The sequence below is a fragment of the Candidatus Bathyarchaeota archaeon genome, assembly GCA_026014685.1.
Classification (GTDB): domain Archaea; phylum Thermoproteota; class Bathyarchaeia; order Bathyarchaeales; family Bathycorpusculaceae; genus Bathycorpusculum.
Window position 1 is genome coordinate 1 of the sequence record JAOZHW010000023.1, and the last position, 15,379, is coordinate 15,379.

The window sequence follows — 15,379 nt, forward strand, 5'->3', positions numbered from 1 at the left end:
TGGAATATGAGTTTTGAGCGTCCACGTAAAGTCTACAGTTTAACCAGTGACGGTCAAAGCATGCTAAACTTTACTGAGGAGTCGTTGAATTTGATTTGTAGAAAAATCAGCATCGCCACTCCCGAACCAGAAATCGGCATCATAACCTCTTAAACACCGATTTTTTATGCAACAAGGGTTTTTCCCTTGTTTCTCTATTATCGATAGTTTTTTACGTCCAAGTAGTGTTATTATATTGGTGTCTTTCTGAGAGCGTATATGGGTTTAACCTGCAAAGCAGGCCACTACAACGAACTTATCGAGAAACTTTTAGCCATGGACATCCCAAAAGGAAACATATCCCTACTCTATGGACCAATAGACATATTCATCAAGTTAGATAACCTAAAAAACCTAAAGGAATTCGTAAAAAAATGGTCCACGTCGATTCGCATGATTGGCGGAGACAAAAAATGCTTATCCAAATCCCAGACCTACATCGTTGCGGTTGAGGGCCCTGCCTATTCGCGGCCGCCTTCGGCGTTTATGTTTCTTAACGTTGAACCACAAGAAGCTGAGCGCGTTCAAAAAGAGTTGCTCAAGTTCCCTAACGTGATTTCTGCGGATGTAGTTTTTGGACCCTGCGACTTGATTGTGCCGCTATCAGCAAAAAATCAAGAGGAACTTACGCGGGCAGTGGAGTTGATTCACGAAAAAGTATCAGGAATCGAAGAAGCCCACACGACTGTAGTGGCTATGATGCACGTTTAACCTTGACACGGTTAGTTTTTTATTCGCCGTTGCTTGTTACCCTATAGGGTTTTAGTGTTGAGTGGCGAATTCAAACGGCGCATCGAGTTAATGGGGCTAAATGAAGATGCAAAAAAGAAAATAGCTGATTTAGTTGACGAAGCGGGCAAAGAATTCCCCTGCTTGGCTTGTCCGTCAAATGATGCGTGCGAGAATTTTAAGTGGTACCTCAAATGGTTCAACAAAGAGTAGCCACGCCCGGATTTTAGTGGTGGATTTTTGTTTTTGCTTAAATACAATTTTCCATGGCGGGTTATGGTTTTTGGTGTAAAGTCATGGAGTAGAGATGTTGCTGTTTTATAGATAAATATAAAAATGCCTCATCCAGTAGCGTTGTGGTTTAACTTATTTTTGCGAACAGTCTTTTATCACTGAACCGAAAGTTGGGTGTTGGGGAACATGTTTGGTTAGACGCTTTACAGACAGATGGAAACCTAAAGAACCAGCCGATCAGTCTTTGGTTTCAAAGATAAAGAATGTTGGTCAGCCATCAACTAACTTAAAGGAACAAATAACAATGGTTACACAGCGGCTTGATGCGCAAACTAAATCGCTTGACGCCGCGGTTGTGCGTTTCCAGAATCGGGACGCTGAGATTTTTAACCGCATCGTGAAAGCTATGGCGCAAAGAGACCAAGCGCGGGCAAACATCCTAGCGACTGAGCTTTCTGAGATACGTAAAGTTGAAAAGATGCTCTCTCATGCTTCGCTTGCTCTCCAAAGTGTTTCGATGCGCCTAAGCACCGTTTCCGAGTTAGGTGATGTTGTTGCTGTGTTGAGTCCTGCAAAAAGTTTGCTTAACAATGTCCGCTCGGAAATGTGTAGCATAATGCCTGAAGCAAGCCAAGAACTCGGCAACATCGGCAACTTGCTATCTGATATCGTTGGTTCAACCAATCAGAGCCAGGATTTGCAGGTGAACACCGTTATGGCGAGTGCTGATGCGTTGCAGATTCTTGAGGAGGCAGAAATCGCTGCCGAAAGCCGCCTAAAGGATAGGTTGCCCGAAGTAGAAGCTGAACCCTATATGCCTAAAAAGGCCAGCATCCAAGCCTAACCTTCGGATACCCCCTCCACTTTTAAAGAACCAAGTGGTGGTCTTCTTCTTTTCTTTGAGTTGATTTTTCGATTATTTGGAGGATAAACTCGTCTGTGCAATCATCCATTTTTGGGCATCGACTGCATGAGCGTGGGATAACCAGAAGGGTTGTGAAGTCGTTTAGGTAATACTCGATTAGTAGTTTCCGTATGTGGCAGTTTTTTGTTGCGCGGTTAGGGTGAACTACTGTTATACCGAATCTTAAGTCCTTACAAATTATGTCTCTTATTGATTCTGCCATTTTAGACATTACCTGCAGTGGAAGTAGTATGATATCTCATAGCGGGAAAACCGTATTTAAGCCTCTGTGGGTACAGACTGATGGAACAAGCATCGTCTCTGGAAGTTGGTTGCGTTTTTCGTTTTATGGAGGCTATATATTAATAGTCAAAACTATGAATGAAGACGCCCTTTCTATGTAACAACTAATATAGTGGAACCCCCAATTAAGAGTCTTTTTAAGAGCAAAACAGTGCGTAAACGAAAGGAGCGGCACCTTGCTTAGCAAAGCCTCAAACACACTTAATCGGTTATCCTCCAAAAAGCCCCTAAAGTACACGCTCTACCTCTCCGCGGTCATAATCTTTTTTGCCTTAATCTTAATCCCCCCAATTATTGGCATATTAACCAAAGTGGGCTCCCTAGAAAGAATCGCCGACAACCCTGAGTTGATGAACACCGCTTTAGGCGCCATCGGAGCTTCATTTATCATCGGTTTGGTTGTTGCAGCTCTTGACCTGTTGGCTGGGGTTCCGCTAGCGTGGCTTATCACACGCGGAAAATCAAGATGGTTAACTGTTCTGGATACTTTGGCTGATTTGCCTTTTGTTGTGCCTACTGCTGCTTTGGGTTATTCGCTTCTTTTGTTCTGGAGTTCAAGCGGCGGAATATCTGACTTGTTTGGACAACCGTTTATTTCCCCCGGTTGGCTCCTTGTTATGGTTCTGCATTTCACGTTTTCTTTTCCCGTAGTAGTTCGCGTCGTTGTCGGTGCAATGCTTGATTACAAGATGGAGTATGAACGTGCATCCAGAACCCTTGGCGCGCCCCCTCTAACAGCTTCTCGGACCGTAACGTTCCCCATTATTAAGCCTTCACTGATCGCAGCTTACACTTTAGCATTTGCAAGGTCGCTTTCGGAAACTGGTGCCACTTTCATAGTTGCAGCAGGCGTTTTTCTCAATGGACCAGTTTTTATGCAAACAGTAAGTAATCAATTCAAAAGCGGTGCTATTACTCAAGGAACCTATGAAGGCGCCACCGTTTTTGCAAGCCTCATACTGATCGTCGCATCCTTAATCATCTTTGTACTAATCCGTGTAGTTGGGCAAAGACTAAAGCTTCCCTTCGGTCACGGATTGCCTACGTTTGAGAAGAAAATCAGCTACAAGACTGGCGCATGGACCCGAAACAGTATCGCTTTAGCGGTTTTTCTATTTATCGTGTTGATTCCTTCGATGTTTGTGGCTTTGCCTGCTTTTCAAGCAATCGCAACGGGGAACACTTTGGTTGAAGCGTTTACGGGTGCAGGTATCTGGGCTAGTTTCTGGCAAAGTCTCACGTTGTCTTACGGTTTAGCTGCTGTAGTAACTGTATTGGGTATCGCTTTAGGTTTGCCCATGGCTATCTTAATTTCACGTAAAACATTCGGCAAATGGTTATCCACTATCCTTGACACCCTAATTAACATCCCAATCATAGTACCCTCAATCGCATTGGGCGTTTCACTAAAGTTTTTCTGGTCAAATTTATCGGGGGTTCCAGAGTTTTTACTGCTGGTTTTTGCTCATTTAGCGATAACTTATCCCTATTTCGTCCGTTCAATGTCGGCTGCTATGGAACGAATTAACGTGGACATGGAAGAAGCCGCTAAAACGTTGGGTGCAAAGCCCCTAACGGTTTTCCGTACCATTGTTTGGCCCATAACTAAGTATTCAATTCTGTCAGGCGCAATCATAGTTTTAACTCGAAGCGTAAGTGAAACAGGTGCTACCTTAGCTGTAGCTACAAAGTTGCAAACTGCGCCTGTTTTGATAGTTAACTGGGTAAATTCAGTAAGAGGAACAATTGCGCCGATTGAAGGCGTCACACCATTAACTGTGGGATTAGCTTGTGGACTGCTGATTCTGTTTAGCTTCCTAGTTCTGCTCGTCTTGAGACTTTTAACCAGAAAGGAAAAGCTTTAGCATGCTTACAAACAAAAACATACCGAACTCAACAGGAGAACAAAAAGTACTATGCCAGAAGTAAAAGTAGTTAACGTCGTTAAAAAATATGGAAAAATCTACGCTTTAGACCACGTCAGCTTAACCATCCATGACCAAGAATACTTCTCGCTATTAGGCCCCAGTGGGTGCGGCAAGACTACTCTTCTTCGACTTATAGCTGGACTGATTGACCCTGACGGTGGCGAAATCTATATCGGCAACCGAAGAGTCGACAAAGACCCTCCAGAAGACCGCGATATCGGATTTGTTTTTCAAACTTTTGCCCTTTTTCCTCACATGACTGCTTGGAGCAATGTTCTCTACGGTCCAAAAGTTAAGAACTATGATGCAAAGCAGGCAGAAACAATAGGGCATGAAGTGCTTGAACTTGTCAAGCTTAACGAGAGGTTGAATGCTTACCCAAGTGAACTCAGCGGCGGCATGATGCAACGCATAGCCGTAGCACGTGCATTGGCTGCAGGTGCAAAAACTCTGCTGTTGGATGAACCTCTGGGGCAACTCGATGCCAAAGTCCGCAACGACATCCGGTACGAAATTCGCCGAATGGCAAAAGACCTAAAATTAACCGCCATTCACGTAACTCATGACCAAGCGGAAGCCATGTCAATTTCCGACCGAATCGCGGTTATGAAGAAAGGAAAAATCATTCAGATTGGGACTCCAAAAGAACTCTATATGCATCCCAACAGTTTGTTTGTGGCTTTCTTCATCGGTGAATCTAACCTTGTTGAGGGTTACATAACAGCTTTAGAAGGAAAAACAGCCTCCATCGAATTGAGGCAGGGTTTAAAGATAAACGCGATTAACGAACGAGATATAAAACTAAATGAGCGCGTTGTTTTAGCTATCAGACCTGAAACTTGCGAAATGAAGAGCGGACACATAAAAGTAGAGAACGGGTTGCAGGGTAAAATCGAGAAAACCACCTTTGAGGGAACAGTGGTCCGATATGAGGTCAGGCTGATAAACGGTGATAGGTTTGTAATTAGTCGTCCTTCTTTAGCTGAAGAATGGGTTAGCATTGGTCAAGATGTAACAATCACTTACCCAATAGAAAAGGCACATCTCTTTCCTTATCCTGAGAATGGGTTAAGCGATGAAATCTCGGTGTAGACCGCTGCACATTTTGCTGTATGATTTAATTTAGACGTTGAATCTTTGAAGAAAACATGAAATTTTAACTGTTTGTTTTCTCAAAATTTAAATGCAAGTGTAGTGCTTTTAGTGAACAATCTCGGGGCAGTATAGGAGAGCAATTAGCAGATGCGGATGGGAGAGAGTATGCTAGGAACCATGTGGAAACATGGCGATTCTTCGTCAATTCACCCATTAGCAATGTCCGACGCTGCTGTTCATTTGTCTAGTTGTTTTTCAGAAACCCTTAATAACATTAGTTTAAACGCTTTCGGGTATAACAAGTGCCAAATTGGCTCTTCCCTTGAGGCAGACTTGATGAGTAAGACCTTTAACGGAGAGAAAACAGCATGATTGTTGAAGCGCTCGTCGCATTTGTTTTAATTTTTATCGCAACTTTCGCAATCTATATCATAGGAAAAAAGTCCGCGCCTAAAACCAACATAAGTGAAAACGAACAAGCTGCCTATGCCTGTGGTGAAAAAGTTTGCTTTCAGGGTTTGAAAATTAACGTCTCACTCTATAAGTACCTGATTTACTTCGTGATTTTCGACGCCTCAGTTCTGGTGTTAGCATATGCGGCTTTTGCCCTCTCAGCAGCAAATCCTTTGCTGTTAATTCTCTATTTAAGCATACTTCTGACTGCTGGCGTAGTCCTAGTAGAGGGAGGTAAAGACCAGTGACTGACACAAAAACATGGGCCCGTGTAAAGTCGCCTTGGGTTCTTCACTTTAACTCTGGCGCCTGCAACGGCTGCGATATAGAAATTGTTGCTCTGCTTACACCGAAATACGACGTGGAACGTTTCGGAATAAAACTTGAACCCTCCCCACGTCACGCTGATGTGTTACTCGTTACAGGTGCTGTCACACAGCAATGTGCAGAACGGCTTAAACGCGTTTATGATCAAATGCCGCAACCTAAATTCGTCGTCGCAATCGGCGCATGTGCCTGCAGCGGTGGAGTTTTTGAAGGAAATTACAGTGTCGTAGGCGGCGTCGACAAAGTCATTCCAGTTACCGCTTACATACCGGGTTGTCCCCCGCGTCCAGAGGCAATCATCGACGGAGTTGTAAAGTTGCTCAACGCCATCAACCCGCCTAAGCAGAAAAAACAAAAGCAGGCTGAAGCCCCAAAAGCCGAGTCTGCTCCAGTAGTTGAGGAGGTAAAACAAGTTGTCCAGTAGCAATGTAGATTTTATCAGTTTAGTTGAATCCAAATTCGGAGATAAGGTCCAAATCCAAAAAGGAGTAAATGGCGAAGCCTCTTTTGTTGCAAACAACGGCTTACATTATGATGTCTTAAAAGCCATGATTGATGTCGACGAAAAGACGGGTATAACATCCATTACTGGATTGGATTTTGGTGAAAACTTGGGTGTTTACTACCATGTTCACACCGCAAAATCATTCTTCACAATCAAAGCAGAAGTGCCAAGGGCGAACCCAAAAATCAAAAGTGTAGTCGACATCCACCCTGGCGCCACCTTCCACGAACTCGAAGTAACCGACCTCATGGGGGTAGTTTTCGTAGGAAACGAATTCAACGGGCACTTCGTACTCCCAGAAAACTGGCCAGACGGCGTTTACCCCCTACGAAAAGACACAAAACTTTCAGATGTTAAGATGGTTCCCACTCCAGAACGTGAAGCTAACAAACCCGCTGAAGGCAGACAAGTCAAAATAATCATAGGTCCCCAGCACCCAGCGCTTTTGGAACCCGAAAAATTCTCAGTTACCGTCGACGGAGAAACCGTTACTAGGGTTGAACCCCGCATCGGCTACGTTCACCGCGGCATCGAAAAAACAACCGAATCAAGAACCTACCTGCAAGACATATATCTAGTTGAACGGGTTTGCGGAATCTGTAACCCCGCTCACGCATACGGATTCGTTGGCGCGGTAGAAAAAATCTTAAAACCCTCTGTACCAGAACGTGCAAAATATCTAAGAATCATCGCCATGGAACTCAACCGTCTTCACAGTCACCTCTTAACTTTAGGTCACGCAGGTTTAGAAATCGGCTACGAAACCGTGTTCCAGTATTTCTGGCGAGACCGAGAACCAATCATGGACCTCATCGAATTAACCAGCGGCAACCGCGTGTACGGCTCGCTCATAACCATTGGCGGCGTCCGAAGAGACATAACAAGTGAGCAAATCCCAAAAATCAAATCCGTACTCGCAGACCTGCGTGGAAAGCTACCTTTCTACCGAAAAATCTACCTCGAAGAACCCACATTGCGGCTTCGCATGAAAGACGTCGGCACATTAAGCAGAGAAGACGCGCTAAAGCTCTCTGTTGTGGGTCCAGTTGCAAGAGGCTCAGGCGTGGACATGGATGTCCGCAAAGACCAGCCATACGAAGCCTACAAAGATATACCCTTCAAGGAAATCGTTTACACTGACGGCGATGTTTGGGCAAGAATGAACGTGCGTATGGATGAAGTTGAAGAAAGCATAAACATCATTGAATACGCAGTTGACCACTTACCTGCGGGTCCAATCAAAGTTGACGTAGCCCGTTCAATACCTGCTGGCGAAGCAGTTTGCAGTTTAGAAGCCCCAAGAGGGGAACTCTTCTATTATGTAAGGAGCAACGGTACCGACATGCCTGAGCGCGTAAAAATCCGTACACCAACATTTGCGAACATTCCGTCATTCCTAAAAACCGCTATAGGCGAGAGCATAGCTGATGTTCCGAGCAACTTTGTGAGCTTGGATCCTTGCTTCTCATGTACTGACAGGTGATACCCATGGATTTCGTCCTTGACCCAATGCTTATCTTCCGAATTCTGGTTTTTCCAGGCTTCACCTTCATCCTGTTCTTGACGTTGTTCTGCGATTGGGTGGAACGCAAACTTGAAGCACGCATACAAAACCGCGTTGGTCCAATGGTAGCTGGCCCTGGCGGTATACTTCAACCTCTCGCAGACTTCATCAAACTACTCACAAAGGAAGACATTGAGCCAAGAGACACCAAAAAAATTGTGTTCCGTTATTCTCCCCTTTTAGCTTTTGCCATCATGGTTTTTGCCATGTGCTTTTTACCAATCGACGGTGCAAGTGTCCTCTCAACAGGCGGCTTCGACGGCGACCTCATTATCATTCTAACCTTCGCAACAATCGCGAACTTTCTTTTGTTCATGGCTGGCTGGGCTTCAGCTAACCCCTATGGCACCATCGGGTCAGCCAGAGTCTTAACCCAGTTTTTGGGTTACGACATTCCGCTTTACATACTTGCATTGGCACCCGCGTTTATTGCTGGTAGCTTAAACGTTGCCACGATAGCTGGGAGCCAAGTTATCCCATTTGTTTTGTTGGCTCCGTGGGCGTTTGTGTTGTTTATAATCACAATTCAGGCTGAGTTGGAGCGTGACCCCTTCGACGTACCCCACTCAGAATCCGAGCTCGTCGGAGGCTTAGAAACCGAATATACAGGTGCTAAACTGGCGTTCCTTCACTTAACACGCGACGTTCAAGTTGTGTTCGGCTCAGCCTTAGTCGTCATATTGTTCTTAGGCGGATCCAATGGACCAGTGTTCTTTGGGTTAGACTGGTTCTTCTACACGCTGTGGTTCGTACTAAAACTTCTACTCGTAGTCATCATCAGCGAATACATCACCACTGTAGTTGCCCGCTTACGCATCGACCAAGTCTTAACTGGCAACTGGAAAATCCTCCTACCTGCTGCACTGCTTTCGCTGATGTTAACTGTAGCTTTGGTAACTTGGGTGTATCATCCATTAGGAATTGGAGTGTAAACAGATGGCAGAAAAGAAGAAGTCAAAATCGCGGATATCTCCAATATTCAAGCGAGCGGTATCTCACTTATTCACCAAACCCGCAACAACAAAGTACCCGTTTGTGAGACCAACGTTGCCTGCGGAAAGCAGAGGTAAACTGGTCTATGAAATCAAAGCCTGCAACGCTATCGACTTCGGATGCGGTGAAGACTTCAGAGTGGACATCAAAGCCATGCGTGGCTCAAACTGCCGTGTCTGCGTCAGAGACTGCCCTGCAAAAGCTATAGAAATAGTTGAGGTAGATGGTAAAAAGCGTCCTCAAATCGACTTGAACAAATGTGTTTTCTGCTATCAATGCGTTGAAAGCTGCCCCAGAGAAGCCATTAAACAAAGTGACCTCTTCGAGTTAGCAACCACCGACAAGGGTGCATTGGTTATGAAGCCAGAATACAAAAAGGGGGCCTCACAATGATCTTCGAAATCTTAGCTATCGGTTTGATTATTTCAGCTATACTTGCCCTCTTTCTCGACGAAGTAGTTTACTCTGTGGCTGCTTTGTCAGGCATTTTCTTCTTTACTGCAATAATCTATGCCTTAAGTGGCTCATTATTTGCCGCAATTTTCCAGTTTGCTGTTGGTGTGGGCACCTTAGCTATCCTGTTCCTTTCAAGTGAGATGCTGGGTGAAAAACAGATCAAAAAAGCTTCGCCCGCCAAAACTGCAGGCTTAATCGGCGCAGGTGTCGTTCTGTCTTTGCCTGCTATTTTTCTTTCAGTTTCAACAGAAAAAAACTTGGGCATAGACGTTGACTTCGGAGAAGCCCTTTGGAATCTGCGCGGTTTTGATGTGTTGTTGCAGGCACTTGTGATTTTAACGATTGCCCTGGGAATTGCTATAGTGCTCTATGAGAGGAGGAAGAAGTAGATGGACTTCGTAATCTTAGCTCTTATAATGCTGGCAATCGGCATCTATGGATTGTTAACTAATCGTCAACTACTCAAGGTCTTTATTTCAATCGAATTAATCGCTACAGCGGCCACCCTGAACTTCGTTATGCTTGCTTCTCCACATGGTTTAGGCGAAGCGCTCCTGATCTTAGCTTTTTCAGTAGATACCGCTGTTAGCGCCGTAATTTTGGCGTTGCTTGTCTTGGTTTCGAAGCGTTACGGGACAGGTGACCTTTCAAAGATAATTGCAGAAATGCAGGAGAACGCCGAGAAAGAAGAAAGCGAGGTTGAAGCTCAATGATGCTCGAAGAATTCTCAGCATGGTTTGTCTGGGTTATCCCTCTCATCGCAAGCCTATTTGTCCCAGTCATCGCCAAGTATAGTGAAAAAGCCCGTAACTACTTCGTTATAGCCATCGCAGGCATAGTTGGCGTATTGGCGTTCTCATTGGTTCCCAGCGTCTTGTCAGGCGAAGGAGAAGCCATCACCTACACCATCCCATGGATTTCAGGCTTCGTCGAAGCAGGAGTATACATAGATTCACTGAGCGTCCTATTCACTTGCCTCGTAGCGTTCTTTGCCATAATCATCACTGTGTACTCACAGGGCTACATGAAAGGCGAAGAAGGCCTAACCCGATACTACTACCTTTTGCTACTCTTCATCGGCTCAATGATCGGCCTAGTCATTTCCGATAACATGCTCCAGATGTTCATATTCTGGGAGATGGTCGGTTTATGCAGCTACGCTCTGATTAGCTTCTGGTACAAAAAACCCGAATCAATCCATTCAGGTGTCAAAGTTTTCATAATGACCCGCATCGGCGACATCATGCTCCTCGCCGCAATCGCGATATTGTTCTACATGTTTGAAACTTTCAGCTTTCACCAAATCATCTCAAACATCCAAGCAGGCGCCTTCAACACCGACCTAATGGTTATAATCGCTTTTCTCGTCTTAGGCGGCGCCGTAGCAAAATCCGCGCAGTTCCCACTCTTCACATGGCTCTACAGTGCAATGGAAGCTCCCACATCAGTCAGCGCCCTACTGCACGCTGCCACAATGGTCAAAGCAGGTATCTACTTGCTTTCAAGATTCATACTCATCTTTGCAGCAGCACCTGCGCTGATAGTTGCGTTACAGCCTTACTGGTTCCCAACCATCGCATGGATCGGCGTTATAACCGCTTTCATCGGTGCAACACTTGGTTTAGTAACAACAGACATCAAAGGAGTCCTCGCCTACTCCACCGTTAGCCAGATAGGCTTCATGATGGCTGGGTTAGGCACCGCTATGGCACACACAACCGAAGTCGCCCTATCTACAGGATGGTTCGCAAGCCTCTTCCACATGGTCAGCCACGCCTTCTTCGAAGGCCTCGGATTCCTACTCGCTGGCGGCATCATCCACGCGTTGGGTACAAGAGACATGCGATTGATGGGTGGACTCAAAAAAGCCATGCCCCTAACATTCGCTTTAATGATTATCATGATTGTTACCACAAGCGGATTGCCTCCGTTTGCAGCTTTCTTCAGCAAAGGCTTAATCTTAACAAGCGTCATGGATGCAGGCGACCTAATCCAAACTATCCTCATCTTCGCCGCAACAGCCATCACCTTCGCCTACTGTGTCCGCATGTTCAGCTTGGTCTTCATGGGTAAACCATCAGAGTATATCTCAAAGATTCACATTCATGAAGCACCCAAAGTCATGCTAGTTCCAGCAGCGGTTTTGGCGTTTTTCTGCATCATTTGGGGTGTAGCACAACCATACATCGCATCCTTCATGCATGTTGAACTTGAACACACAGTTCTGGGGGCATTCACAAGTGCTGAAACACCAATATTCTTGCTGCTTCTCTTGCCCACATTCCTTTTGGCTTACGCGTCGTACTACAAGAACTTCATGGGTATACGCAACATCGCAGCTGGCAAAAACCCAATAAGCTTCATCCTAAACCACGCATATTTCCTAGACGACATCTACTATGCCATCGCCAAAGGCATCAACGGCTTCTCTTTAGCGCTTACCCGCTTCGAAAACGCCCTATTCGGACGCATCCCTGACAAAATGGGTTCAGACATCAGTGACGCAGCAGAACCCGGACATGCTATGGTTCTCAAGAAGGGGCCGTCGGACTCGTTTAGAAACTATATCGCTGCGGCAGTGCTTGGTTTCATCTTGATTATGGTGTTAATTGTGTTAACTGTAGGTTTCGGAGGACTCTAAAAATGTCGCTACCTCTATTACTATCTGTATTCGCTATCCCAACAATCAGCATTCCCTTTGTATATTTAGCGGGAAAGAAATCCACCAAAGCCGCCGCAGGCATAGTTGCCGCAATCGCCCTAATCAACATGGCTCTCTTAGCGATGACTATCCCCTACATTCAGGGCGCAGACCACAGTTACACTGAAACCTACACCTGGATACCCCAACTAAACGGCACTGAATTCACCCTCTACGTGGACGGCATCAGCGTCTCAGTAGCAATGATCAGCTTAGTTCTCATCTTCGTAGCTGCAATATACTCAGTCAACTACATGTCGGGCAAAAAGAACCTCCCCGTCTACTACGCACTGCTCTGCATGCTAAGCGTCGGCTTAATCGGCGTCTTTCTAACCAGTAACATGATATTGTTCTACTTCTGCTGGGAACTCATGCTTGTCCCCGCATACTTCATAGTCGGCGAATGGGGCTACCGCAACAGCTACAAATCCGCCCTTAAACTCTTCATATTCACGCACGCAGGCGCAGTTTTTGTTTTGTTGGGTATCGGTGCGACTTACTGGCTCACAGGAACAACCGACATGCTTAGCGCCCAAGGCATTTTGGCTACGGCAGCTAACTCGGAAGTCGCAAAATGGATTCTAATCGCTTTAACTGGCGGATTCGCAGTAAAAATGGCCGTGTTTCCAGTTCATATGTGGCTCCCTGACGCGCACTCAGAAGCCCCCGCACCGATGTCCGCTCTCCTCAGCGGTGTCATCATCAGCGCAGGAGCATACGCAATCTTACGCTTATCTTTCGGTATGGTTTTCCCCTCAGTTGGGCTCACGTTTGGAACTTACTTCCTCTACGCGCTATCCATAATCGGCGTAGTCACAGCATTCTTCGGCTCACTTCTTTCGTTGGTTGCCAACGACATAAAACGCGTCATAGCGTACTCAAGCATCGCGCACATGGGCTACACCATGTTCGGTTTATCCCTATTCCCCGCAGCATTAGCCAGCGGCAACACCGTAGCATTAGCATCTCCAATCGCTCTCGCAATCGTGGGCACCGTACTGCACATCATTACGCACGCAGCCAGCAAGGGGCTTTTCTTCCTCACCGCAGGAGGCGTCATGCACCAAACAGAGAAAAGAGACATCCGCGAAATGGGCGGCTTAGCAGGTAAAATGCCCTTCTCTGCTGTCTCAGGCATGATTGCCGCCCTCAGCATAGCAGGTGCGCCTCCATTGGCATGTTTCATTAGTGAATTCTTCATCTTCATGGGTGCGTTTCAAATCATACAAATAGACAGCTTCTACATTATTCCCACTGCGTTGATGCTAATCGCAACCGTGTTCTCATTAGCATATTCTTTGAGATTTATCTCCAAAGTTTTCTTTGGGCAATCTAAAGACGAACAAGGAGCCGTACAAGTTGCCCACGATGCTCACGCAAACCAAAGCCAACCCGAAGCGCCAGTGACAGAAGGACACGGACACAAGATTACGGATATACCGAACTACATGAAGGCGGCTTTGGCAATCTTGGTGGTGCTGGTCGTTTTGATCGGCATTTACCCAACATTCTTTGTGCAACTAATTCAAACAGTAACATTCGGAGCGGTGGCATAAAATGGTCACAATAATAGACGTAATATTGCCGATATTCACACTCATAGTTGCAGGGTTACTGACACTTCCCATCTTTAAAGCAGTAAGAAAAAGCAGCCACAAAACAGGCTTAACCGCCGCGTGGTTCATCGCAGTTTTGACCATCGCAAGCATAACCGTTGCCAACCTTTTCTTGAGCTACTACAGCGTGGCTAACCCTGAGCCGCTAAACTTAACCTTAGACGGCACCTCAAACCCCGCAATCGCTACATCGTTCCTCATTGACGCCATCGCACTCTACATGGCAATAATAATCGTGGGCATAGCCGCAGTAATAATGGTTTACACTGTGTTCTTCGTAAACTCTGCAGATCGCCCCTCAGACCGCTACATGGCACTCATGCTGGTATTAACAGGTGCATTAGTTGGTGCAGTGCTCTCAGGCGATTTGCTAACTTTCTTCATATTCTGGGAAGCCGCCACAGCCGCCGCAGCGTTCCTAATGCTGTACCGCAAAAACGCCTTCAGTCTCAACGCCACCCTAAAATACTTAGTCATGGTCATCATCGCTTCTGCATTCGTGCTTTTGGGCCTTTCAATCGTTTATGGCTTAACTGGCAGCCTCAACTACATCGCAGTCCGCGAAGCCATCGGCACCATAACAGGCGCAGACATGAACCTGCTCATAATCGCCTTCATCTTCGTCGCAGCTGGTTATGCAATTGAAGCTGCAATCGTGCCCTTCCACTTCTGGTTGCCTGACGCTTACACTGCTGCACCCGCCCCCTCAGCTTCGTTCCTCTCGGCACTGGTTGATCAAGGTAGCTATTACATACTGATCAGAATCTTGTTGTTCATTATTCTGCCGCCATCCGTTGGAGGTGTATTCGACTGGACACTTATGATGGCGGTCCTCGCAGCACTGTCAATGATTGTCGGCAACATATTCGCGCTCTTACAAAACAACGTAAAACGGTTAATAGCATACATATGCGTGGCAGACGTCGGCTACAACCTAGTCGCCATTACCAGCGTTACAGAACTCGGTTTAGAGGCAAACCTCTACTTCTTCCTCATCGGCAGCTTAACAGTTGCTCTAGCATTCATGGCTGTTGGCATAATAAACAGTCAAGGGTTCAAAACACTCAGCGACTTTTCAGGTGTCGGCAAAAGAATGCCTTGGTCAAGCTTAGCCCTTGTACTGGCTGGTTTGAGCTTTGCAGGTGTTCCACCACTGGGCGGTTTCATCGCTAAATACCTCGTCTTCACTGCAGCTATCAGCGTGAATTTAACTTGGTTGGCAGTCATCGGTGTCTTAACCAGCGTACTGCAGACGGCTTACATATTCCGACTAGTCAACATAATGTATGGCAAAGCACCCAAAGACGGCGTCACTACACGCATCAAAGAGAACAAGTATCTGCTCATTCCAGTGTTCATACTCGTCGCAGCCATCTTCATCTTCGGCTTGTTCCCCAACCTCGCGTTGCAAATTATCCAACCAGCGCTAAGCCAACTGCCCTGGACAGTTCCATAAACATCTCTTTTCTTCTTTCAATATTTTTCAAAGCTTAAATGGTACAACCCCATTTTGACTTTTCAAGGGAACAAAT

General features: G+C 46.0%; 16 protein-coding genes. 15 read left to right on the plus strand and 1 reads right to left on the minus strand.

What is annotated here, in order from left to right:
- Positions 1 to 258 precede the first annotated feature (258 nt).
- From NWE96_11985 to NWE96_11995, 3 genes are all read left to right on the plus strand, one after another.
- Positions 259 to 750: an Lrp/AsnC family transcriptional regulator gene (locus tag NWE96_11985; GenBank protein MCW3984688.1), complete on the plus strand. Its 492-nt coding sequence runs from the start codon at positions 259 to 261 to the stop codon at positions 748 to 750.
- Positions 751 to 807: 57 nt separating this feature from the next.
- Complete coding sequence (locus tag NWE96_11990; GenBank protein ID MCW3984689.1) at positions 808 to 981, plus strand: hypothetical protein; 174 nt, start codon at positions 808 to 810, stop codon at positions 979 to 981.
- A gap of 211 nt (positions 982 to 1,192) precedes the next feature.
- Positions 1,193 to 1,846 carry a Snf7 family protein gene (locus NWE96_11995; GenBank protein MCW3984690.1) on the plus strand — a complete coding sequence of 218 codons (654 nt, stop codon included), beginning with the start codon at positions 1,193 to 1,195 and terminating at the stop codon, positions 1,844 to 1,846.
- 22 nt (positions 1,847 to 1,868) lie between these two features.
- Here the strand turns inward: NWE96_11995 and NWE96_12000 are convergent, their stop codons facing one another.
- Positions 1,869 to 2,129, minus strand: coding sequence for a hypothetical protein (locus NWE96_12000; GenBank protein ID MCW3984691.1), 261 nt, complete (start codon positions 2,127 to 2,129; stop codon positions 1,869 to 1,871).
- 256 nt (positions 2,130 to 2,385) lie between these two features.
- On the opposite strand from NWE96_12000, the gene NWE96_12005 reads away from it, so the two are divergent.
- The 12 genes from NWE96_12005 (at position 2,386) to NWE96_12060 (ending at position 15,303) form a co-directional block, all read left to right on the plus strand.
- Complete coding sequence (locus tag NWE96_12005) at positions 2,386 to 4,074, plus strand: ABC transporter permease subunit (GenBank protein MCW3984692.1); 1,689 nt, start codon at positions 2,386 to 2,388, stop codon at positions 4,072 to 4,074.
- Between the two features lie 51 nt (positions 4,075 to 4,125).
- A complete protein-coding gene (locus NWE96_12010) occupies positions 4,126 to 5,229 on the plus strand; it encodes an ABC transporter ATP-binding protein (GenBank protein MCW3984693.1) in 1,104 nt (367 codons plus the stop codon).
- Between the two features lie 371 nt (positions 5,230 to 5,600).
- Positions 5,601 to 5,933, plus strand: a complete 333-nt coding sequence (ndhC, locus tag NWE96_12015; protein MCW3984694.1) for an NADH-quinone oxidoreductase subunit A — start codon at positions 5,601 to 5,603, stop codon at positions 5,931 to 5,933.
- The gene (locus NWE96_12020; protein MCW3984695.1) at positions 5,930 to 6,436 is read left to right on the plus strand and encodes an NADH-quinone oxidoreductase subunit B family protein; all 507 of its coding nucleotides are present in this window, start codon (positions 5,930 to 5,932) and stop codon (positions 6,434 to 6,436) included. The genes ndhC and NWE96_12020 overlap by 4 nt, the downstream gene beginning before the upstream one ends.
- Positions 6,426 to 8,000 carry an NADH-quinone oxidoreductase subunit C gene (locus tag NWE96_12025; protein MCW3984696.1) on the plus strand — a complete coding sequence of 525 codons (1,575 nt, stop codon included), beginning with the start codon at positions 6,426 to 6,428 and terminating at the stop codon, positions 7,998 to 8,000. The genes NWE96_12020 and NWE96_12025 overlap by 11 nt, the downstream gene beginning before the upstream one ends.
- A gap of 5 nt (positions 8,001 to 8,005) precedes the next feature.
- Positions 8,006 to 9,013, plus strand: a complete 1,008-nt coding sequence (locus NWE96_12030) for an NADH-quinone oxidoreductase subunit H (GenBank protein ID MCW3984697.1) — start codon at positions 8,006 to 8,008, stop codon at positions 9,011 to 9,013.
- Positions 9,014 to 9,017: 4 nt separating this feature from the next.
- The gene (locus NWE96_12035; GenBank protein MCW3984698.1) at positions 9,018 to 9,467 is read left to right on the plus strand and encodes a 4Fe-4S binding protein; all 450 of its coding nucleotides are present in this window, start codon (positions 9,018 to 9,020) and stop codon (positions 9,465 to 9,467) included.
- Positions 9,464 to 9,919 carry an NADH-quinone oxidoreductase subunit J gene (locus tag NWE96_12040; GenBank protein ID MCW3984699.1) on the plus strand — a complete coding sequence of 152 codons (456 nt, stop codon included), beginning with the start codon at positions 9,464 to 9,466 and terminating at the stop codon, positions 9,917 to 9,919. The genes NWE96_12035 and NWE96_12040 overlap by 4 nt, the downstream gene beginning before the upstream one ends.
- Positions 9,920 to 10,243 carry an NADH-quinone oxidoreductase subunit K gene (locus NWE96_12045; protein ID MCW3984700.1) on the plus strand — a complete coding sequence of 108 codons (324 nt, stop codon included), beginning with the start codon at positions 9,920 to 9,922 and terminating at the stop codon, positions 10,241 to 10,243.
- The gene (locus NWE96_12050; GenBank protein ID MCW3984701.1) at positions 10,240 to 12,171 is read left to right on the plus strand and encodes an NADH-quinone oxidoreductase subunit L; all 1,932 of its coding nucleotides are present in this window, start codon (positions 10,240 to 10,242) and stop codon (positions 12,169 to 12,171) included. The genes NWE96_12045 and NWE96_12050 overlap by 4 nt, the downstream gene beginning before the upstream one ends.
- Positions 12,172 to 12,173: 2 nt before the next feature.
- Entirely contained in the window at positions 12,174 to 13,787 is a 1,614-nt protein-coding gene (locus NWE96_12055; protein ID MCW3984702.1) for an NADH-quinone oxidoreductase subunit M, read from the plus strand.
- Position 13,788: 1 nt separating this feature from the next.
- A complete protein-coding gene (locus NWE96_12060) occupies positions 13,789 to 15,303 on the plus strand; it encodes a proton-conducting transporter membrane subunit (protein MCW3984703.1) in 1,515 nt (504 codons plus the stop codon).
- The last annotated feature ends 76 nt before the right edge of the window (positions 15,304 to 15,379 follow it).

Bases quoted from the DNA above. Each gene is read 5' to 3' on its own strand.
- NWE96_11985 (MCW3984688.1), top strand. From the start codon at position 259: ATGGGTTTAACCTGCAAAGCAGGCCACTACAACGAACTTATCGAGAAA.
- NWE96_12000 (MCW3984691.1), bottom strand. From the start codon at position 2,129: ATGGCAGAATCAATAAGAGACATAATTTGTAAGGACTTAAGATTCGGT.
- NWE96_12010 (MCW3984693.1), top strand. From the start codon at position 4,126: ATGCCAGAAGTAAAAGTAGTTAACGTCGTTAAAAAATATGGAAAAATC.
- ndhC (MCW3984694.1), top strand. From the start codon at position 5,601: ATGATTGTTGAAGCGCTCGTCGCATTTGTTTTAATTTTTATCGCAACT.
- NWE96_12030 (MCW3984697.1), top strand. From the start codon at position 8,006: ATGGATTTCGTCCTTGACCCAATGCTTATCTTCCGAATTCTGGTTTTT.
- NWE96_12035 (MCW3984698.1), top strand. From the start codon at position 9,018: ATGGCAGAAAAGAAGAAGTCAAAATCGCGGATATCTCCAATATTCAAG.
- NWE96_12040 (MCW3984699.1), top strand. From the start codon at position 9,464: ATGATCTTCGAAATCTTAGCTATCGGTTTGATTATTTCAGCTATACTT.
- NWE96_12045 (MCW3984700.1), top strand. From the start codon at position 9,920: ATGGACTTCGTAATCTTAGCTCTTATAATGCTGGCAATCGGCATCTAT.
- NWE96_12050 (MCW3984701.1), top strand. From the start codon at position 10,240: ATGATGCTCGAAGAATTCTCAGCATGGTTTGTCTGGGTTATCCCTCTC.
- NWE96_12055 (MCW3984702.1), top strand. From the start codon at position 12,174: ATGTCGCTACCTCTATTACTATCTGTATTCGCTATCCCAACAATCAGC.
- NWE96_12060 (MCW3984703.1), top strand. From the start codon at position 13,789: ATGGTCACAATAATAGACGTAATATTGCCGATATTCACACTCATAGTT.